The organism is Microvirga sp. CF3016 (assembly GCF_036314085.1).
Classification (GTDB): domain Bacteria; phylum Pseudomonadota; class Alphaproteobacteria; order Rhizobiales; family Beijerinckiaceae; genus Microvirga.
The window spans coordinates 13,408-33,616 of record NZ_JAYGGM010000005.1 but is presented as its reverse complement, the minus strand read 5'-3'; the positions used below and the strand labels follow the sequence as shown (position 1 = coordinate 33,616).

Sequence of the window (20,209 nt, the reverse complement as noted above, 5' to 3'; positions counted from 1 at the left end):
GAGTCAACAAAGCCGCTCGGGAGAATGACCATGAGCACCATCGAACCTATTCATGTCATCGGCGGCGGCCTCGCCGGTTCGGAAGCAGCCTGGCAGATCGCTCAGGCCGGCGTCCCGGTCGTTCTCCATGAGATGCGCCCGGTGCGGGGCACCGACGCTCATAAGACCGAGGGCCTCGCCGAGCTCGTCTGCTCCAACTCGTTCCGCTCGGACGATGCCGAAACTAACGCGGTGGGGCTGCTGCACCAGGAGATGCGCGCCCTGGGCTCGCTCATCATGGCCAAGGGCGACGCCAACCAGGTGCCCGCCGGCGGCGCGCTCGCCGTCGACCGCGACGGCTTTTCAAATGCCGTGACGGCGGCACTCGAAGCTCATTCCCTCGTCACCATCGAGCGCGGCGAGATCGCTGGCCTGCCGCCGGAGGACTGGTCCTCCGTGATCGTCGCCACCGGCCCCCTCACCTCGCCGGCGCTCGCCGAAGCCATCCTCACGCTCACGGGCGAGACGTCCCTCGCCTTCTTCGACGCGATCGCGCCGATCGTCTATCGCGAGTCCATCAACATGGACATCGCCTGGTTCCAGTCGCGCTACGACAAGGTCGGGCCGGGCGGCACCGGCAAGGACTACATCAACTGCCCGATGACCAAGGAGCAGTACGATGCCTTCGTGGACGCCCTGATCGCCGGTGACAAGACCGAGTTCAAGGAATGGGAGGCTGACACCCCCTACTTCGACGGCTGCCTGCCGATCGAGGTCATGGCCGAGCGCGGCCGCGAGACCCTGCGCCACGGGCCCATGAAGCCCGTCGGCCTCACCGATCCGCGCAACCCCGACCGGAAGCCTTATGCCATCGTGCAGCTGCGCCAGGACAATGCGCTCGGCACTCTGTTCAACATGGTGGGCTTCCAGACCAAGCTGAAATACGGTGCGCAGACGGGGATCTTCCGTATGATCCCGGGCCTTGAGAATGCCGAGTTCGCAAGGCTCGGCGGCATCCACCGCAACACCTATCTCAACTCGCCCAAGCTCCTCGATCCGACCTTGCGCCTGAAGGCCCTGCCGCGCCTGCGCTTTGCCGGCCAGATCACCGGCTGCGAGGGGTATGTGGAGAGTGCCGCCATCGGGCTCATGACCGGCCGCTTCGCCGCCGCCGAACGGCTCGGGCGGCCGATCCGGCCCATGCCGCCCACCACGGCACTTGGGGCGCTCATCAACCACATCACCGGCGGGCATATCGAGACTATCGACGAGGGGCCTCGATCCTTCCAGCCCATGAACGTGAATTTCGGCCTGTTCCCGCCGCTGGCTCAGGCGCCGAAAGCCGAGGACGGCAAGCGCCTGCGCGGTCCGGCCAAGGCCGTCGCCCGGAAGAAGGCCCTGACGGACAGGGCACGGAGGGATCTGGCAGCTTGGCTGTCGGATGGGGTGCTGCCTGCAGCGGCGGCGGAGTAGAAACTAAAACGGCCCTCGCCAGAGTGCCCAGATCCGCCGCCATTGCGGCAGGTCCACGGGGGTGTGGAACGGATCGTAGTCCGGCCGCTCCATTGCCTTGAGATAGGGCTCTGCCAGGGCAAGCGGCTGAAAAGCCGGCTTTGCGGCATCGGGGATCGTCGGGCGCAGCTTGCGCGCCTGTTCGAGGTGCCTGCGGGCAACGCCGCGCAGATCCTGGAGGGCGCCCTTGAGCCCGGGACCGCCGCGTCCGGTCACGATGTCGTCCCGCACCACGCCGTGGCGGGTCAGGATGTCGGCGGGGATGTAGACCTGCCCCTGCCGGGCATGATGCGGAAAAGCACGCAGGAGCCCGGTGATCGCATAAGCCACACCGGCATGGCCCGCCGCATCCGCCGTGCCGGGATTGGAGCCATCGGCGAGAATGAGGCTCGACAGCTGGATCAGGCTCGACGAGGTCTCGCCGCAATAGCCCTCGAGATCGTTCAGGCTCGGCATCGGATCGTCGTAGAGATCGAAGATGCGGGCATCGATCAGGTCGACGAAGGACTGCCGGGGCAGGCGGAACTGGACGATGGTGTCGTCAAGGGCGGCCGCCACGGGATTGGCCCGCACGTCGCCGCGCGCCTCGCCCTGTAGGGCATCGCGCCACCATTGCAGGCGGATTTCGCCGACGAGCGCCTCGCGCACCGCCTCGCGGACGCGGGCGATCTCGAAGTTGAAGGCGTAGAGCGCGTAGAGATGCGGCCGCTTGTCGGCGGGCGCGAAGAGGCTTGCCCAGTACCGGTCCGGGTCGGCCTCGCGCACGAGCGCTTCGCAATGGGCGAAGTTGGAGATTGCCTCTGCCATCTCAAGGAACGGCGATCAGGGCGGCGCCGACCTTGCGGTTTTCGGCAAGCAGGATGTTGTAGGTGCGCGCGGCGGCACCGGTCTGCATCACGTCGAGACCGATTCCTGCCTCGCGGAAGCGGGCGCGGAACGCGGCCGGGATGGCCGCGATATCGGCCCCCGTTCCGAGAAGCAGCAGATCCATGGCATCACCCTCGGCGAAGATCGGGTCGAGGGTCTCGTCCGTCAGCTCGGCCAGGGAGCTCACCGCCCAAGCCCGGATGCCCGACGGCAGGGCCAGAAGCGAACCGCGATGGGACATGTCCGCGAAACGGAAACCGCCGTTGCCATAGGCGTCGAACGGGTAGCGTCCGGGCAGGAAGCCATCGTAGAGGCGACCATTGTTCATGGTCCTACTCCGCTGCGGCGGCCCTGCCCTCCGGCACCTTGACGGTCTCCGACCCGCGCAGGCCGATATAGATCAGCATGGGAGACGAAATGCAGATGGCCGAATACGTACAGATGACCACGCCGTAGAGCATGACCTGAGCGAAGCCCTGGATCGCCTGCCCGCCGAAGAGCACCAGCGCCAGGAGCGACAGCGCGGTCGTGGCCGCGGTCATCACGGTACGGGACATGGTGTGATTGATCGACAGGTTCAACAGCTCCTCGGCCGGCATCGTCTTGTAACGGCGCATCAGCTCGCGGGTCCGGTCGAACACCACCACGGTCTCGTTGAGCGAATAGCCCACGATGGTCAGGATCGCGGCGATCGAGGTCATATTGAACTCATGCCGCGTGATCACGAAGAAGCCGATGGTGAGCACGATGTCGTGGAGCGTGCCGATGATGGAGGCGACCGCCAGCTCCCGCTCGAATCGGAACCAGAGATAGAACAGCACCGCGATGACCGAGAGCACGACGCCGATGGTGCCGGACTGGACGAGTTCGCCCGAGACGCGCGGTCCCACGGTCTCGACGCGGCGGAAATCGTATTCCGCGCCGAACGTATCGCGGGCCTTCTGCACCACGGCGGTCTGCGCGGCCTCGCCGCCGGGCTGGATCGGGAAGCGCAGCGAGACTTCGCCGGCAGTGCCGAATTCCTGCACCTCAACGTCGCCGAAGCCGAAGCCTTCGGCCGTCTGCCGGATCTGGCCCACATTGGCCTGCCCTGACTTGGCTTGGATTTCCATGAGCGTGCCGCCCCGGAAATCGATGCCGAAATTGAGGCCGCCGGTCAGAAGCATGACCGCTGTCAGGATCGAGATGAGCGCGGACAGCGGGAACGAGAAGCGCCTGAAGCGCATGAAGTCGAAGTGTGAGTTTTCGGGCCAGAGGCGAACGAGGCGCACGATACGCACTCCTTAGAACGGAAGGGCTTTGGGACGCATCCAGTGGTACCAGAGCGCGATCATCATGCGCGTCAGGGTGACGGCGGTGAGAACCGTCGTCAGGATGCCGAGAATGAACACGACCGCGAAGCCGCGTACGGGGCCGGAGCCGAGGAAGAACAGGATCACGGCTGCGATGGCCATGGTGCTGTTGGAATCGACGATGGTCGCGAAGGCCCGGTCGAAGCCTGCCTGGATGGCGGAGACGATGGACCGTCCTGCATGGGCCTCCTCGCGGATGCGCTCGTAGATCAGCACGTTCGAGTCCACGGCGGTGCCGATGGTGAGCACGATGCCGGCGATGCCCGGCAGGGTGAGCGTGGCTTCCAGCACGGACATGAGGCCGAAGATGAGGCCCACATGGACGATAAGCGCGATGTTCGCGAACAGGCCGAACAGGCCATAGGTGGCGAACATGAAGATGATCACGAAGATCGCCGCCACATAGGTGGCCATCTTGCCGGCCTCGATGGAGTCGCGGCCGAGGCCGGGGCCAACGGTGCGCTCCTCGACGATGGTGAGCTTGGCGGGCAGAGCGCCGGAGCGCAGCAGAACCGCCAGATTGTTGACCTGTTCGACCGTGAAGCTGCCGGAGATCTGGCCGGCGCCGCCGGTAATCGGCGACTGGATTGTCGGCGCGGAGATAACCCGGTTGTCGAGCACGATGGCGAGATTGCGTCCGAGGTTTTCCGTGGTCGCCTGACCGAAACGCTGGGCGCCGCGGATGTTGAAGCGGAAATTGACGATGGGCTGGTTGGTCTGGCTGTCGAAGGCCGGCTGGGCATCGGTCAGGTCGCCGCCCTCGGCGATCACCCGGCGCTCGACGGGAACGCGCTGGCCACCCTGATCCTCCATGGGAAGCAGGTCGACATCGGTCGCGCCGGGCTGGGCAAGCAGGCGGAACTCGAGGTTGCCGGTTTCGCCGAGCAGCGCCTTCAGCTGCTGCGGATCCTGCAGGCCCGGAACCTGAACGAGAACGCGGTCGGCACCCTGGCGCTGGATGCTGGGCTCCGTGGTGCCGGTGGCGTCCACGCGGCGGCGGATGACCTCGATGGATTGGTCCACGGCGCGGCGCACGCGCTCATTGATCCCGGCTTCCGTATAGGTCAGCGTGATCACGCCGTCCGGATTTGTGTTGATCTCGATGGAATTGCCGCCCGTCTGGCCGAGCATGGCATTGCCGATGGGCTGCGACAGCTCTCTCAGGCGCGGCATCAGCCGCTCGCGGTCGGCTGCGTCCGGAACACGGATCTGCACCCCGCGGGCAATCGTCTGAATGCCGTTCTGCGACGAGACGCGGGTGTCGCGCAGGATGCGGCGGACGTCATCACGCAGCAGCGTGATCTGGCCGCGCAGCAGGTCCTGGGCGTCAACCTCGAGCAGGACGTGGGAGCCGCCCTGCAGGTCGAGGCCCAGCACGATGGCACGGGATGGAACGAGCCAGGACGGGACCCAGCTTGGGATGGCGTTCAGGTAAGCCTGACGCTGCTCGCGATTCATCGTGCTCGGAACCGCAAGAAGCAGGCCGATCACAATGATCGCCACGGTGGCGATGATCTTCGACCTCGAGAAGCGCAGCATCGTCAGCTCAACCTTTCTCACACACCCTGCCGCATTCTGGTGCGGCGACCCGGCCCTCTCGGATGGGAAAGGACCGGCTTCCTGTCACATCACGCCTTGACCGGCTCGCTCTTGGAGCGGACCTCGGAGATCATGGCCCGGGCCACCTTCACTCTCACGCCGTCGGCGATCTCGACTTCGATGTCGTTCGAATCCTCGAGAACCTTGGTCACCTTGCCGATGATGCCGCCGGAGGTGACGATCGTGTCGCCCCGGCGCACGTTCTTGATCATCTCCTGGTGGGTCTTCACCCGGCGCTGCTGGGGCCGGATGATCAGGAACCACATGATGACGAATATGAGGATGAACGGAACGAATTGAAGGATCATCTCCGTTCCGCCCCCGGCGGGGGCCCCTTGTGCGAAGGCAGGTGAAATGAACAAGCGGCTCTCCATGGATAAAGGCGCGTGGCGGGCCCGGTTTGGGCCCACCCGCGCCAGACGGGATTACAAAGCGTGGCGGACTATACTCATCGACTCGCCGAAATCAATGAAGTTGAAGGCCTTTCCCAAGGCTCCTGCAGTGCCGGTTTCCCTCTCTCATGGACCGGGAGGCGGTTTTTGCGCTAATGACGGCTTCCTCACCGTTTCTTGAAGTCAGATGCCCATGACCGTCGACCTCACCTCACCCGCAGCCCTGGCGCTTTTGACGCGGATCGCCGACGCCTTGGAGCGCCTCGCCCCCGCTGGTGCGGCTCACGCCGACTTCACGGCGGCAGACGCCTTCGTGTGGCAGGCCGCGGGCCGCAGGCTGTCGCCCGTTCCGAAGGTGAACCGAGTCGAGATGAGCCTCCTGCGCGGCATCGACCGGGTCAGGGATCAGCTGGCCGAGAACACCCAACGCTTCGCCCGGGGTCTGCCGGCCAACAATGCCCTGCTCTGGGGCGCCCGGGGCATGGGCAAGTCGTCCCTGGTCAAGGCGGTCCATGCGGAGATCAATCACGCCAGGCCAGCCGATACCCTGCCGCTCAAGCTGATCGAGATCCACCGGGAGGACATCGAGACCCTTCCCGAGCTGATGGGTTTGCTGCGCCTGGATCCGCACCGCTTCATCGTCTTCTGCGACGATCTCTCCTTCGATGCGGACGACACTTCCTACAAGTCGCTCAAGGCCGTGCTGGAAGGCGGGATCGAGGGCCGGCCCGACAACGTGATCTTCTACGCCACCTCGAACCGACGCCACCTGCTGCCCCGCGACATGATGGAGAATGAGCGCTCGACCGCGATCAATCCCGGCGAGGCCGTCGAGGAGAAGGTGTCGCTTTCCGACCGCTTCGGCCTCTGGCTCGGCTTCCACAAATGCAGCCAGGACGAATATCTCGACATGGTCTTCGGCTATGTGGATCACCTCGGCCTACAGGCCGACCGCGACGCCATCCGGGCCGAAGCCCTGGAATGGGCCACCACCCGCGGGGCCCGGTCCGGGCGCACCGCCTGGCAGTTCATTCAGGATCTCGCGGGACGGCTCGGCAAAGCACTCTAGGGAGGTCACCGCCATGCGGGTCAAACGGATCGTCGCGAACATCCTGGCTTCCGATCTCGCTGCAGCCAAGCGATTCTACGAGGAGGCCCTCGGACTCGAGCTCCTGATGGATCTGGGCTGGATTACCACTTACGGCAGTAGCGAAACGGTGGTCGCGCAGATTAGCGTGGCGACCCAAGGCGGTTCGGGTACGCCGCTGCCGGATCTCTCCATCGAGGTGGACGACGTCGATGCGGCTCTCGGGCGCATGAAAAATGCCGGATTTCCCATCGTCTACGGTCCGGCGGATGAGCCCTGGGGCGTCCGCAGGTTCTATGTCCGAGATCCGTTCGGCACGCTCGTGAACATCCTCTCTCATCATTCCCATGAAGAAAGGGACGGTGGCTGAGCTCCACCGTCCCCTCATTCGATCGGCCCCGAGAACCGGTATCCGACCTAAACTGTTGGCTGGATCAGCCGCCGAGATGCTTGAGCGGATCGACTGGGGTCGCGCCCTTGCGGATCTCGAAGTGGAGCTGCGGCGAGGTCACGTTGCCGGTCTGGCCCGAGGTCGCGATCACCTGACCGCGCTTCACCTGCTCGCCACGCTTCACGTTGAGCGAACCGTTATGGGCATAGGCCGAGACGAAGCCGTTCTCGTGCTTGATCAGGACGAGATTGCCGTAGCCCTTCACCTCGCTGCCCGCATAGGTCACGGTGCCGGCCTCGGCCGCCTTGACCGGGGTGCCCTCGGGAACGGCGATGTTGATGCCCTCGTTGCCGCCGTTGGCACCAAAGCCGGCGATGACGCGACCGCGGGCCGGCCAGCGGAAGTCGCCGGACACGCTGGCAGTCTGCTCGGGCTCCGGCACGGGGGCCTTCGCGGCCTCCGGCTGCGGCGCCGGGGCGGTCGGCTGAACGGCAGCGGCGGGCCTCACAGGCTCAGGCTGGGTCAGGGCAGCCACCTTGGGCTGCTCGACGACGGGCTTCGGAGCCGATACCAGGGGCTTCGGCGCTGAGACGAGCGGCTCGTCCGTTGCAGAGGCAACCTGCATCGGGGCGGACTTGGCGGGAGCCGGGGCGACCGGAGCCTGGGCCGTCATGCCGGGACGCACGCGCTTCGTCGGCTCGGCAGCGGCAACCGGCGTGGTGGTGGCGGGCACCTTGGAGGTATCCACGAGGCGAAACTTGGGCTGGCTGGCGGGCTGGGCCGGGACCGATTGCGCAACCGGCATGGGACGCGGCTGGATCGGAGCGGGAGCGGCGGCAATGCGGGTGGGCTGCGACAGGGGCTGGGACTGCACGGGCGGCAGCGCCTGAGCCTGGACCGACGGCGTCGGCATCGGGGCGGCAGCGTAGGATGGCGACGGCTGAGGCGCAGGGGACGCGCTCGTGTCCATGCGCTCGCTGGCCGCGAAGGGATTGGAGAACGGGTTCTCTGCGAACCGCGCGCTATCGGTACTGCAGGCTGCCGCCGCACTGCCGATCAGCCCCACCAAGGCGATCCGCGACACCGCAATCCAATGCCCAGAACACACACGCAACCGCATCACTCAACCCCAACCGAACGCAACTCGATGGAGCCATTAAAAGCCTGTTCAGGTTAAGTAACGGTTGACGTTGCGCGGTTTGCCGTAACCTTGTCCGAAAATATTTTTCCGTCGGTCAGAGAGTCGCCGCAATGCCGGTAACGAGGGGCGAAATGCGCAAGGGCTGACCGGTCGTTTGCATCAGCTCCCCCTCTGCATTGCGCTCGGCCCGCACGAGATGCGGAACGCCCTCGATCGTGATCGCTCCCACCAGACGACTATCTGGCGCGAGGAGAGACGTGAGGGTTTGTGGTATCTCGGGACGAGCCCCGTTGAGCAGAATGCGGTCGAAGCGGTCGCGCACCCGCGCAGCCAATCCGTCGCCCACCTCCAACCGGACCTTGCCGGCCTCCACGATCTTGAGATGCTGCGCCGCGCTCTCGGCCAGTGTGTTGAATCGCTCGACGCTGGTCACCTCGGCGCCGAGCCTCGCCAGCAGCGCCGTGACGTAGCCGCTGCCGGTGCCGACCTCCAGAATGCGCTGCCCTGGTTGGACACCGAGCGCCAGGAGCATGGCCGCGACCGTGATGGGTCCCGTCATGGTCTGGCCGCAGGGAAGCGGCAGGGCGACATCGGTCCGGGCGAGGTCGGTGAAGCGGCGCGGCGCGAACACCTCGCGTGGCACCAGCTCCATGGCGCGCAGAAGCGCCGTGTCGCGGATGCCCTTGGCCCGAAGGGACAGAATGAAGGACGCAGCCCCGATCGCCTCCTGCTCGTCGCGGGCTTCCGCTTCGGCTAGGAAAGGCATGTCCTGGTTCATCGCGCCTGCACCCTCTTCATCCGAAGGCCTGCGCATACCGCGTCAGCGTCGGCTCGTCGGTCATGTCGATGCGCAGCGGCGTGACGGCAATGCGCCGGTTGGCGATGGCCCAGAGATCGGTGCCGTTGCCGGGCGTGAAGGGGCGTCGCTCGAAGGCGATCCAGAAGTAAGGATTGCCGCGCCCGTCCCGACGCTCGTCGAGGCGCAGGAGTTCCTGCGTGCGCTGGCCCTGATTGGCGAGAGCGGTACCCTCGACCTCCTCCGGCTCGCAATCCGGAAAGTTCACGTTGACGAGGATGCCCTTGTCGATGCCGGCCTCAAGAATCCTGCGCACGACCTTCGGGCCGTGATGCTCGGCGCAATGCCAGCGCGGAGCATTGCGCGTGCCCGGGCCGTAAGCCTGGGAGAGCGCGATGGAGGGAATGCCCAGGATCGTGCCCTCGATGGCTCCTGCCACCGTGCCGGAATAGGTTACGTCCTCCGCCACGTTCTGCCCCCGGTTGACGCCGGAGAGAACGAGGTCGGGCTTGGCGTTCTGCATGAGGTGGCGCACGCCCATGATCACGCAGTCGGTGGGCGTTCCCTTCACGGCAAAATGGCGCTCGGAGATTTCGCGCAGGCGCAACGGATCGTTGAGGGACAAGGAATGGGCGACGCCGCTCTGGTCGGTCTCGGGCGCGACGACCCAGACATCGTCCGACAGGTTGCGGGCGATGGCTTCCAGGGTCTTCAACCCCGGAGCATAGATGCCGTCGTCGTTGGTGCAGAGAATGCGCATATTCTACGCCTGACGCTCGATGCGGGTCATGCCGCCCATATAGGGCTGGAGCACGGATGGGATCGTGACGCTGCCGTCCTCGTTCTGGTAGTTCTCCAGAACGGCCACGAGCGTGCGGCCGACGGCGAGGCCGGAGCCGTTGAGCGTGTGCACGAAACGCGGCTGCTTCTCGCCGGCCGCGCGGTAGCGTGCATTCATGCGACGAGCCTGGAAATCCGAGCAGACCGAGCAGCTGGAAATTTCACGATACATTCCCTGTCCCGGCAGCCAGACCTCGATGTCGTAAGTTTTAGTCGAGGAAAAGCCCATGTCGCCGGTGCACAGCGTCATGGTGCGGAACGGCAGCTCCAGCTTCTTCAGCACGTTCTCGGCGCTCGTGAGCATGCGCTCGTGCTCGTCGGCCGATGTCTCGGGCGTCGTGATCGAGACGAGCTCGCATTTCACGAACTGGTGCTGGCGGATCATGCCGCGCGTATCGCGCCCGGCAGAGCCCGCCTCGGCGCGGAAGCTCGGGGTGAGAGCCGTGAAACGCAGCGGAAGCTCCTCCTCGGACAGGATCTGCTCGCGCACGAGGTTGGTGAGCGTCACCTCGGCGGTCGGGATCATGCCGTAGCGGGTGTCCTTGATCAGCTTGCCGATGGCGTCGCCCGGCTGTCCTGCGAGGGCAGCCTGCACGACCTGCTCGAGCGCATTGCCGGGGAAAGCCCAGAACTGATCGTCCTCGAACTTCGGCAGTTGCGCGGTGCCGAACATGGCATCGTCCCGCACCAGCAGCGGCGGGTTCACTTCCGTGTAGCCGTGCTCGGTGGTGTGAAGGTCGATCATGAATTGACCGAGCGCGCGCTCCAGGCGAGCCAAGCCGCCCTTGAGCACGACGAAGCGCGAGCCGGAGAGCTTCGCGGCCGTTTCGAAATCCATCAGGCCGAGGGCCTCGCCGATCTCGAAATGCTGCTTGGCGCTGTTGAGCGTCGGCGGCGTGCCGAAGCGGTGGCGCTCCACGTTGCCGTGCTCGTCGGCGCCAATCGGCACATCCTCCTTCGGGATGTTGGGGATGGCGGCAAGGGCTTCGAGCAGGGCCTTCTCGGCGGCGCGCTCGGCCTCCTCCAGCTCCGGCATCGTCTCCTTGATCCGGGCCACTTCGGCCATCAGTTCCTGGGCCCTGGCCTCGTCCTTCTTCGCCTTGGCCTGGCCGATCTCCTTGGATAGGGCGTTGCGGCGCTCGGTGGCGGCCTGCAGGGCCGAGACGGCGCTCTTGCGCCGATCGTCGAGGGCGATCAGCTGCGCGGACAAGGGCTCCATGCCCCGGTTCCGGAGGCCTTGGTCGAAAGCCGCGGGATTCTCGCGGATGGAACGGATGTCGTGCATGGATTCAGGACCTGCTTCGTCAGGCGGCCCTGCCCATCAGAACAAGACCGCCCCTTCATCTCTTGCCGAGGATGGCGGCCGATGTGGAGACCTTGTGAGCCCTACCCCTCTGCCGCGCGCGCGGCCTCGGCTTCCGCACGCTTCTTCTCGACCATGATGACGGAGAAGATGGATGCCTCGTAAAGAAGCAAGGTGGGGATCGCAAGGGCGAACTGGCTGATCACGTCCGGCGGGGTGAGAACCGCCGCGATCACGAAGACGATGACGATGGCATAGCGGCGCTTGTCCTTGAGGAACTGCGAGTCGATGATCCCGGCCCGGGCGAGCAGGGTCAGGATGACGGGCAGCTGGAAGCAGATGCCGAAGGCGAAGATCAGCGTCATGATCAGCGACAGGTACTCGCTGACCTTGGGCAGGAACTCGATGGTGGGACCGCTCTCCGTCGCCAGCTGCTGCATGCCCACGGAGAAGCGCATGAGGAGCGGCATGGCGATGAAGTAGACGCAGGCTGCGCCGACGGCGAAGAGAACCGGTGTTGCGACCAGGTACGGCACGAAGGCCCGGCGCTCGTTCTTGTAGAGGCCCGGCGCCACGAACTTGTAGACCTGCATGGCGATGACCGGGAAGGCCAGGAAACCGGCGCCGAAGGCCGCCACCTGAATTTGCGTGAACAGATATTCCAGGCCGTGGGTGTAGACGAGGTGCGCCTTCTCGGCCGAGCCGACAGCCAGGACGTAAGGCCAGACCAGCGCGTTGTAGATGTACTTCGCGGCCGCGAAGCAGGCGAAGAACATCACCACGAACGCGACCAGCGCCTTGATCAGGCGCGAGCGCAACTCGGTCAGATGCTCGATCAGAGGCGCGCGCGATGCCTCGACCTCATCCTCGTCAACGGCGGTGGTCATCCGGCTTTCGCGTCCGCTTTCTCTGGCTGTTCGGAAAGATGTTGGGCAAGAGCCGCCTGTTGGGCCTCGTACTCGGCCTCACGGCGCAGCGACTCGGCGATCTCCTGGGCGGGATCGACGGTCGGCGGCGGCGGAAGGTCGATGAGCGGGTCGGTGGGATCCGGGGCCCGCCCCTCAACGACGGCCTGGATCGAGGCGTCCGATGTCTCATTGGAGGGTGCCTCGGCAGTCTCCAACGGAGCGGGTTGCTGGCCGGCTTCCGCCTCAGAGGCGTTCCCGGTTGTCGATACGGGCGCCTCGATCGAGGTCTTCAGCTCGTCCCTGATCGTCTGGATCGGGTTGAAATTCGCACTGCCGACCGAGGTGACGGAATCGTTCACGCCCTGGAGCTGCTTCTTGACCTCGTCGAGCTCCGCCTCGCGGATGGCCTCGTTGAACTGGCCCTGGAACTCCGCCGCCATGCGGCGAAGCTTCCCGGTCACCTGCCCGACCGTCCGCAGAGCCTTCGGCAGATCCTTCGGGCCGATCACGATCAGCGCGACGGCGCCGATCACCATGATCTCACCCCAGCTCATGTCCAACATGACGTGGCCTCGAACCTGCCCCTTGGGTACTCACGCGTACTGACACGCCGCTCACAGGCGGCGGCGCACGAAGCTTAGCCGACCTTGTGATCCGTGGTCACGGTGGTCGTGGTCGTACCGTTCTGATGGTCGATCGTCCGGACCGGCTCGGTCGGCTGCACCGGCTTTGCCGCGGTCTCGTCCTCGGACATGCCCTTCTTGAAGGCTTTGATGCCCTTCGCGACATCGCCCATCATGTCGGAGATCTTCCCGCGTCCGAACAGCAGGACGACGATCAGACCCACGACGATCCAGTGCCAAATACTCGTGCCACCCATGGCAATTCCTCCTGCGCCGGACAAGGCGCGGTTCCTCAATATGAACTCGTCGCCAACCTATGCGTCGGAGGCGGCGAAAACAAGGACATCCTTCGTATCGATCTCGATGCCTACATCCTGTCCCTCTGTCACGCCAGCGGGATCGTGAACGCGGGCCTGGAGAGGGCGGTCCACCCCCTGCACGTCAATGTGCACGAGATCGACCTCGCCGAGGAAGCGACGAGACACCACACGTCCGGGCAGGCAGAACCCTGCCGGCTTGAGCTTCAGCCCCTGCGGCCGCACGCAGACGATGGCCGGACCGTCCTCAAGATGCGGTGCCGGGAAGACGCCGACCGGGCAGGAAACCTGGCCGTTGCGCACCACGCCTTCGAGTTCGTTGAAGTCGCAGAAGAAGCGGGCTGCGAACAGGTTGGCCGGGTGTCGATAGATCGCCTCGGCCTCGCCCTCCTGGATGATCGTGCCGGCGCGCATGAGCACGATCCGGTCGGCGATCCGCATCGCCTCCTCCGGATCGTGCGTCACGACGATGGTCGTGGCGCCGGTCTCTCTCAGGATTGCGACGGTCTCGTCCCGGATGGCATCCCGCATGCGCCGGTCGAGGTTGGAGAACGGCTCGTCCATGAGCAGGACGCCGGGGCGCGGCGCGATGGAGCGGGCCAGCGCCACGCGCTGCTGCTCGCCCCCTGAGAGGGTATGGGGATACTCGCTGGCGTAATGCTCGAGGCCGACCCGGGACAGGGCTCGGCGGGCGGCGATCCCGGCTTCCGAGGCCGAAAGATCCTTCAGGCCGAACATGATGTTCTGCAGGATCGTCATGTGCGGGAACAGGGCATAATCCTGGAACATCAGCCCGATGCCCCGCCGTTCCGGCTCCATGAAGGCCTTGGGCCCGCTGACCTCCAGGCCGTCCATGAGCACCCGGCCGGAGGTCGGCGCCTCGACGCCTGCGGCAATGCGGAGCAGAGTGGTCTTCCCGCAGCCGGAATGCCCCAGCAGGCAGATGATCTCTCCCGGCTCGATGGTCAGCGAAACGCCGTCCAGGGCGCGCTGGCTGCCATAGGCCTGGACGATATCCTCGAAGGTGAGCCGAGCCGGGATCGAGGCGCCAGCCGTGCCGCGCTGGCCCCACCGGGGCAGTCGAATCCGATCGCGGGCAGACCCGGCGGGTCCCGCGGTCATTCCTCGCCCACCTCGGTCTGGTGCATGTCCAGGGGCTGGAGAAGATCGTCTTCGAGGGGATCCTCGTCCTCGCGCAGGGCATCCGCATCGGAGGGCGCCGGCACCGAGAAATCGGAGGGAACGCGTCCGTCGATGAAGCCCGCACCCTTGAGTTCCTCCAGGCCCGGCAGGTCCTCGATGGCGTCGAGGCCGAAATGCTCCAGGAAGCCCGGCGTCGTGCCGTAGGTGACCGGACGGCCGGGGGCCTTCCTGCGTCCGCGCAGGCGGATCCAGCCCGTCTCCAGGAGGGTGTCGATCGTGCCCTTGGAGGTGGCGACGCCGCGGATTTCCTCGATCTCGGCGCGGGTCACCGGCTGGTGATAGGCGATGATCGCGAGCGTTTCCATGGCGGCGCGGGAGAGCTTGCGCTGCTCGACTACGTCGCGGGCGAGCACGAAGGAGAGGTCGCTGGCCGTGCGGAAGGTCCATTTCCCGGCGACCCGGACGAGGTTGACCCCACGAAGCGCATAGAATTCGGCGAGATCCTGGAGGATCTTCTCCACGTCCGCCCCTTCCGGCAGACGACCGCTCAGCTCTTCCGCGCTCAAAGGCGCAGCGGCGGCGAACAGCAGCGCCTCGGCGATCCGCATGGCCTCGCCGTGATCGGGAACATGACTGACTTCAGCCTCTTCGGCGTCGGGCGTTTCGACCTGATCGTCCTGCATGTCGGGCAGCATCTTAAACTCCTGCCTCGGCCGGATCCGCCACGGGCTTGACCCAGACCGGAGCGAAGGCCTCGTCCTGCCGGATCGTGAGCTTGCCCTCCCGCACCATTTCCAGGGTGGCGGACAGGGCCGAGGCCAGAACGGTCGAGCGCATGGCAGGCTCGACCATGTAATCCATCAGATAGGTGTCGAGGGTCACCCAGTCGCTCAGATGGCCCACCAGCCGTTCGAGCGCCTCGCGCGCGTCGACCAATGACCAGACGGTCCGCTTGTGAAGGGACACCCTGGCGTTGAACCGGATCTGCCGCTGCTGGGCATAGGCCTTGAGAAGATCGTAGAGGCTTGCCTCGTACCGGGAGTCGCGGTTGATGATCACAGGCTCCGGCGCCCCGCGGGCGAAGACGTCGCGGCCGAGCCAGGCCCGCTCGCCCATCTTCCTGGCCGCCTCGCGGATCGCCTCCAGGCGGCGCAGGCGCAGGGCCAGGGCCGAAGCGAGATCCTCGGCGCTCGGCTCCTCGCCTTTCGGCGGCTCGGGCAGCAGGAGGCGCGACTTGAGGTAGGCGAGCCAGGCCGCCATCACCAGGTAATCCGCCGCCAGTTCCAGGCGCATGCGGCGTGCCGCCTCGATGAAGGCGATGTACTGCTCGGCGAGCGCCAGGATCGAAATGCGGTGGAGGTCCACCTTCTGGCGCCGGGCAAGCTCCAGCAGCAGGTCGAGCGGCCCTTCGAACCCGTCCACGTCGACGAGCAGCGCGGGCTCGCTCTCGGCCCGCTCCGTGCGTTCGACATCCTCGAAGGGTAAGGGGTTTGCCATGGATGGTGCTCAACTCATAGGAGTTCGAAGCTTCATAAGCTTTAGGCGATCATCGCAAGCGCGGAATCGAGCCTGGCCCGGGCATCCACAGGATCCAAAGGCTCCGGATCATGGGTGATGCGGGCTAACGCAGCGTTAGCGCGTCGCAGGCCTTCGCCGCTCAGGATGGGCGCAGCCTCGGCGACAGCGCTCATCTCCTCCATGTTGCCGTTGCAATGCAGGGCCATGTCGCAGCCGGCCGCGAAGGCGGCCTCGGTCCGGTCCCGGAATGAACCCGAAAGAGCATGCATGGACAGGTCGTCGGTCATCACGAGCCCGTCGTAGCCGATATGGCCACGGACGATTTCCTCCATGACGACGCGGGAGGTCGTGGCCGGGTGCTCCGGATCCAGGGCCGTATAAACCACATGCGCCGTCATCGCGAGCGGCATGTCGGTGAGCATGCGGAACGGGGCGAAATCATGCCGTTCCAGCTCCTCGCGGGAGGCCTCGACAACGGGGAGCGCCAGATGGCTGTCGGCGCCGGCCCTGCCATGGCCAGGCATGTGCTTGACCACCGGCAGCACGCCGCCGGCCAAAAGACCCTCGGCGGCCGCCCGGCCCAGGACGGCCACCCGGCTCGGGGTCTGGCCATACGCCCGGTCGCCGATGATGTCGTGAGCGCCCGGCGAGGGCACATCCAGGACCGGCAGGCAATCGACCGTGATCCCGACGGAGCGGAGATCGTGGGCGATCAGCCGCGCCCCGAGCCGGGTGATCTCGCGCTGAACCAGCGGATCGTTGGCATGAAGACGGCCATAGGTGCTGCCTGAGGGGTATTTCGGCCAATGCGGCGGCCCCATGCGCTGAACCCGGCCGCCCTCTTGATCGATCAGGATCGGGGCATCCGCCCGCCCCACGGCGTCTCTCAAGGAGGCACACAGGGCCCTCACCTGCTCCGGGCTATCCACGTTGCGTCGGAACAGAATGAAGCCCCAGGGATCGGCCTCCTTGAAGAAGGCGACCTCGTCGGGGGTGAGCTCAGTGCCGGAGCATCCAGCAATAAAGGCGCGGGTTTTCATACCCGCGCCTTACGTCCCCTGCTCGGCAGGGTCAAGAAATCTCAGCCGCCAAGCTGACTTGGTTCAAGCCGTCTTAGTTCTTGGCGACGAAACACTGGCCGCCTTGGCCCTGCAGCTTGGAGCAGAGGGAGGAGGCTTCCTCCTTGGACAGAGGTCCGACCCGGACGCGATAGATGGTGCTGCCGTTCACCTCGGCCTTCCGGATGAGAGCCGGCATGCCCGCGAGGTCGGAATACTTGCGCTGGAAGGACGCGAAGGAGGTCTGTGCCGCAGCCTCCGAATTCGCCAGGCCGAGCTGGACCGAGAATCCGCCCACTGCCGTCGTGTCCGCGGCAGCTGGGGCAATCGGCTGAACCGAAGCGACCTGCTGGGGAGCCGGCGTGCTGGCGGGCGTGGCGGGCGCCGCGACCGGCTTGGGAGTCGGCGCGGGAGTTGCCGGAGCGGCCACAGGGGTGCTGGCTGCCGGCTTGGGCTGTGCCGATGCCACCTGAACGGGGACAGGCGTCGGACGGGCTGCCGGAGCGGCCTGTGCCTGGGGCGGCAGGGTCATGGCCGCGGGCGCCGCAGGCTGCGCGGCCGGCGGCTCGGATCCCGCCACCGTCCCGTCGGGACGGATCGTGACGGTGCGGACCTTCTTCGGCTCGCCGAGGTTCAGGCTGGCGGTCTGCTGCGGCTTGACCGCTCCGCCGGGAATGGTGCCGCCGGTCGCGTCGGCCACGGCGCTGCCGTTCAGGCGCACGGCCTGTTGCACGTCGACCGGCTGCTCCTCGCGGTTGACGACCTTGGTCGCTCCGTTCTGATTGGCGCGCTCGTAGATCTGCTTGTTCTGGTTCGGGATCTCGACCCCGCCCGGGTTCTGCGGCTGCACCTTCGTCGGCTCGGCGCTCGCCTTCACCAGGGGGGGCTCGCCGCCCGTGACCGCCGAGGAGCCGGAAGCCAGATAGGCTCCGCCGCCACCCAGCACGACAGCGCCCACGACGGCCGCGATCGCGATCACGCCCTTGCGGGAGCGACCCTTCTCGGCCGGCGCATAATCCTGGGACTGGTCGTAGTCCTGATCGGCATACTGCCCGGCCTGATCGGCGTAGTAGTCCTGGGCATAGGCCTCGTTGCCATAGCCATCCTGATCCTGCGAACCAGCCTGATGGGCATAAGCAGCCTCAGGAGCACGGCTCTGAGGGTAGGAGCCATGATCGAAGGACGGAGCGATATGATCCGCCTGCGAAGCACGAGCCGGCGTCGCCCGCGCCGCTTGCGGCATGGTGTCGCGGACGGCGAATAGATCGTCGATGGAAGAGCTCTGTTGCCGCGGACGCGGGGAACCGTCATTGGCCAAAATCGCTTGAAATGGATCGTCTTGCCCTACGATCCGGGCCAATTCCGCAAGCGGATCGCTCCGCCCGACGGAGGCCGGCTGAGATTGCGGGGTGCCCGCCTGGGCGAGTTGCCGTTCGATCTCGCTGAGGTCGACGGCAAAACGGGGCTTCACTGATTCGCTCATGCGCCGGATCTCCAGTTACGCGACAAGAGCACCTGCTGCTCCGCCGGCACGACGTGACAGAACCCGACGCGAATGCTTCGTAAGCGATTGATTCGCCTCAAGAAACACTATCGCATTTCGTCAGGTGCCGTGACGCCCAGGATTGCGAGACCAGATGCGAGCACACCTTTCAGGGCATGCACGAGAGCGAGTCTCGCCTGTGTTGAATCTTTATCAGTTAGATTAACAAAGCGTAATTGCGGCAAGTCTTTGCCCTTATTCCATAAACTATGGAAGGCGCTCGCCAGGTCGTAAAGGTAAAACGCGACCCGGTGAGGCTCATGTGCTTCGGCCGCAGCCTCGATCGTCCTGGGGAACTGAGCGATCCGGTGGATGATGTCCATTTCCGCTTCGTCACTCAGAATCGAGAGGTCGGCCTTCCCAAGCTGTGCCGCCGAGAAATCGGCGCCGGGGAACGCCTCCGCCGCCTGCCGAAGCACGGAGGCGCAGCGGGCGTGGGCATATTGGACGTAAAAGACCGGATTGTCCTTGGACTGCTCGACCACCTTGGCAAGGTCGAAATCCAGGGGAGCGTCGTTCTTGCGGAAGATCATCATGAAGCGGGCTGCGTCCCGGCCGACCTCGTCGACCACCTCGCGCAGGGTCACGAAATCGCCCGAGCGCTTGGACATCTTCACCGGCTCGCCGCCCCGCAGGAGCTTCACGAGCTGGCAGAGCTTCACGTCGAGATCGCCCTTGCCGTCCGTGACCGCCTTCACGGCCGCCTGCATGCGCTTCACGTAGCCGCCGTGATCGGCGCCCCACACGTCGATCATGGACGCGAAGCCGCGCTCGTACTTGGAGCGGTGATAGGCGATGTCGGAGGCGAAATAGGTGTAGGAGCCGTCGGACTTCAGCAGCGGACGATCCACCTCGTCGCCGAACGCGGTGGCGCGGAACAAGAGTTGCTCCCGGTCCTCCCAATCCTCGTCCTTCTGGCCCTTGGGCGGCGGAAGGCGGCCCATATAGACCAGATCGCGGGCTTTCAGCTCGGCGATCATCTTCGCGACCTCTCCCCCATTGCCCTCCTGGAGAGACCGCTCGGAGAAGAACACGTCGTGGTGGATGTTGAGGACCGCGAGGTCGCTCCGGATCATATCCATCATGGCGGCGATCGAAACATCCCGGACGAGCGGAAGCCACTCGGCATCCGGCTTATCGAGCAGGATATGGCCGTATTCCTTCGCCAGACGCTCGCCGACGGGCTTCAGGTAGTCGCCCGGATAGAGCCCCTCCGGAATCTCGCCGATCTCCTGGCCCAGGGCCTCCTTGTAGCGAAGAAAGGCCGAACGGGCGAGAACATCGACCTGCGCACCGGCGTCGTTGATGTAGTATTCCCGGGTGACCTTGTAGCCGGCGAAATCCAGGAGGCCCGCCAGGGCGTCTCCGAAGACCGCTCCCCGGCAATGGCCCACATGCATCGGGCCGGTCGGATTGGCCGAGACATACTCGACATTGATCGGCGAACCCGCCCCCTGCCCGCTCCGGCCGAAACCGCTGCCGTCGATGAGGGCCCCGCGCAGAACCTCGTGGAGGACCGACGGCGAGAGCCGGATATTGATGAAGCCCGGGCCGGCGATCTCGACCTTGGTGACGCGCGGATCCTCCTGAAGGTCGGCGACGAGCAGCTCGGCCAGGGCGCGCGGGTTCATGCGCGCCTCCTTGGCCAGCACCATGGCGGCATTGGTGGCGAGATCGCCATGCGAGGGATCACGCGGCGGTTCGACCACGACGCGGCTGACGTCCAGCCCCGACGGGATTTTTCCTGCCTCGGCCAACCGGCCAAGCGCATCCGCAACCCGCTTCTCAAACAGCCCGAAAATGTTCATGGTTCTTTGTCTCTGAAGGGCCTCGGCCCTGA

General features: G+C 65.8%; 21 protein-coding genes. 3 read left to right on the top strand and 18 right to left on the bottom strand.

The genetic code is table 11. The features are described 5' to 3' along the window. The first annotated feature begins 30 nt into the window (after nt 1-30). The gene (gene trmFO, locus VB672_RS08545; RefSeq protein ID WP_329783764.1) at nt 31-1,452 is read left to right on the top strand and encodes a methylenetetrahydrofolate--tRNA-(uracil(54)-C(5))-methyltransferase (FADH(2)-oxidizing) TrmFO; all 1,422 of its coding nucleotides are present in this window, start codon (nt 31-33) and stop codon (nt 1,450-1,452) included. A gap of 3 nt (nt 1,453-1,455) precedes the next feature. Here trmFO and VB672_RS08540 read toward each other — a convergent pair whose 3' ends face one another. From VB672_RS08540 to yajC, 5 genes are all read right to left on the bottom strand, one after another. Further along, nucleotides 1,456-2,298: a phytoene/squalene synthase family protein gene (locus tag VB672_RS08540; protein WP_329783763.1), complete on the bottom strand. Its 843-nt coding sequence runs from the start codon at nt 2,296-2,298 to the stop codon at nt 1,456-1,458. Nucleotide 2,299: 1 nt separating this feature from the next. After that, complete coding sequence (locus VB672_RS08535) at nt 2,300-2,686, bottom strand: Mth938-like domain-containing protein (RefSeq protein WP_329783762.1); 387 nt, start codon at nt 2,684-2,686, stop codon at nt 2,300-2,302. 4 nt (nt 2,687-2,690) lie between these two features. Then, nucleotides 2,691-3,629, bottom strand: a complete 939-nt coding sequence (secF, locus tag VB672_RS08530) for a protein translocase subunit SecF (protein ID WP_329783761.1) — start codon at nt 3,627-3,629, stop codon at nt 2,691-2,693. 12 nt (nt 3,630-3,641) lie between these two features. Then, complete coding sequence (gene secD, locus VB672_RS08525) at nt 3,642-5,249, bottom strand: protein translocase subunit SecD (protein ID WP_329783760.1); 1,608 nt, start codon at nt 5,247-5,249, stop codon at nt 3,642-3,644. Between the two features lie 89 nt (nt 5,250-5,338). Then, nucleotides 5,339-5,617, bottom strand: a complete 279-nt coding sequence (gene yajC, locus VB672_RS08520; RefSeq protein ID WP_329783759.1) for a preprotein translocase subunit YajC — start codon at nt 5,615-5,617, stop codon at nt 5,339-5,341. Nucleotides 5,618-5,894: 277 nt separating this feature from the next. Here yajC and VB672_RS08515 point away from each other — a divergent pair, with 277 nt between their 5' ends. Continuing rightward, complete coding sequence (locus VB672_RS08515) at nt 5,895-6,770, top strand: ATP-binding protein (protein WP_329783758.1); 876 nt, start codon at nt 5,895-5,897, stop codon at nt 6,768-6,770. A 13-nt stretch (nt 6,771-6,783) separates the two neighbouring features. Continuing rightward, nucleotides 6,784-7,158 (top strand): VOC family protein, encoded by a 375-nt coding sequence (locus VB672_RS08510; protein WP_329783757.1) that lies wholly within the window; start codon nt 6,784-6,786, stop codon nt 7,156-7,158. Between the two features lie 64 nt (nt 7,159-7,222). Here the strand turns inward: VB672_RS08510 and VB672_RS08505 are convergent, their stop codons facing one another. From VB672_RS08505 to argS, 13 genes are all read right to left on the bottom strand, one after another. Continuing rightward, nucleotides 7,223-8,263, bottom strand: coding sequence for a peptidoglycan DD-metalloendopeptidase family protein (locus tag VB672_RS08505; protein ID WP_329783756.1), 1,041 nt, complete (start codon nt 8,261-8,263; stop codon nt 7,223-7,225). A 151-nt stretch (nt 8,264-8,414) separates the two neighbouring features. Beyond that, nucleotides 8,415-9,086, bottom strand: a complete 672-nt coding sequence (locus VB672_RS08500) for a protein-L-isoaspartate O-methyltransferase family protein (protein WP_329783755.1) — start codon at nt 9,084-9,086, stop codon at nt 8,415-8,417. Between the two features lie 28 nt (nt 9,087-9,114). Then, on the bottom strand, nt 9,115-9,876 hold the full coding sequence (gene surE, locus VB672_RS08495) for a 5'/3'-nucleotidase SurE (protein ID WP_329783754.1): 762 nt from the start codon (nt 9,874-9,876) through the stop codon (nt 9,115-9,117). Nucleotides 9,877-9,879: 3 nt separating this feature from the next. Continuing rightward, a complete protein-coding gene (serS, locus tag VB672_RS08490) occupies nt 9,880-11,241 on the bottom strand; it encodes a serine--tRNA ligase (RefSeq protein ID WP_329783753.1) in 1,362 nt (453 codons plus the stop codon). Between the two features lie 101 nt (nt 11,242-11,342). After that, a complete protein-coding gene (gene tatC, locus VB672_RS08485) occupies nt 11,343-12,146 on the bottom strand; it encodes a twin-arginine translocase subunit TatC (RefSeq protein WP_329783752.1) in 804 nt (267 codons plus the stop codon). Continuing rightward, on the bottom strand, nt 12,143-12,730 hold the full coding sequence (gene tatB / locus VB672_RS08480) for a Sec-independent protein translocase protein TatB (RefSeq protein ID WP_329783751.1): 588 nt from the start codon (nt 12,728-12,730) through the stop codon (nt 12,143-12,145). Before tatB ends, tatC begins: the two co-directional genes overlap by 4 nt. Nucleotides 12,731-12,804: 74 nt before the next feature. Continuing rightward, nucleotides 12,805-13,047 carry a twin-arginine translocase TatA/TatE family subunit gene (locus tag VB672_RS08475; protein WP_329783750.1) on the bottom strand — a complete coding sequence of 81 codons (243 nt, stop codon included), beginning with the start codon at nt 13,045-13,047 and terminating at the stop codon, nt 12,805-12,807. A gap of 57 nt (nt 13,048-13,104) precedes the next feature. Then, nucleotides 13,105-14,229: an ABC transporter ATP-binding protein gene (locus VB672_RS08470; protein ID WP_329783749.1), complete on the bottom strand. Its 1,125-nt coding sequence runs from the start codon at nt 14,227-14,229 to the stop codon at nt 13,105-13,107. Further along, on the bottom strand, nt 14,226-14,945 hold the full coding sequence (scpB, locus tag VB672_RS08465) for an SMC-Scp complex subunit ScpB (RefSeq protein ID WP_442931952.1): 720 nt from the start codon (nt 14,943-14,945) through the stop codon (nt 14,226-14,228). Before scpB ends, VB672_RS08470 begins: the two co-directional genes overlap by 4 nt. A gap of 1 nt (nt 14,946) precedes the next feature. Continuing rightward, nucleotides 14,947-15,747, bottom strand: coding sequence for a segregation and condensation protein A (locus VB672_RS08460; RefSeq protein ID WP_329783748.1), 801 nt, complete (start codon nt 15,745-15,747; stop codon nt 14,947-14,949). Nucleotides 15,748-15,788: 41 nt separating this feature from the next. Continuing rightward, on the bottom strand, nt 15,789-16,808 hold the full coding sequence (gene nagZ, locus VB672_RS08455; RefSeq protein WP_329783747.1) for a beta-N-acetylhexosaminidase: 1,020 nt from the start codon (nt 16,806-16,808) through the stop codon (nt 15,789-15,791). Between the two features lie 73 nt (nt 16,809-16,881). Further along, complete coding sequence (locus VB672_RS08450; protein WP_329783746.1) at nt 16,882-18,309, bottom strand: SPOR domain-containing protein; 1,428 nt, start codon at nt 18,307-18,309, stop codon at nt 16,882-16,884. Nucleotides 18,310-18,416: 107 nt separating this feature from the next. Beyond that, nucleotides 18,417-20,177 (bottom strand): arginine--tRNA ligase, encoded by a 1,761-nt coding sequence (argS, locus tag VB672_RS08445; RefSeq protein ID WP_329783745.1) that lies wholly within the window; start codon nt 20,175-20,177, stop codon nt 18,417-18,419. Nucleotides 20,178-20,209 lie beyond the last annotated feature (32 nt).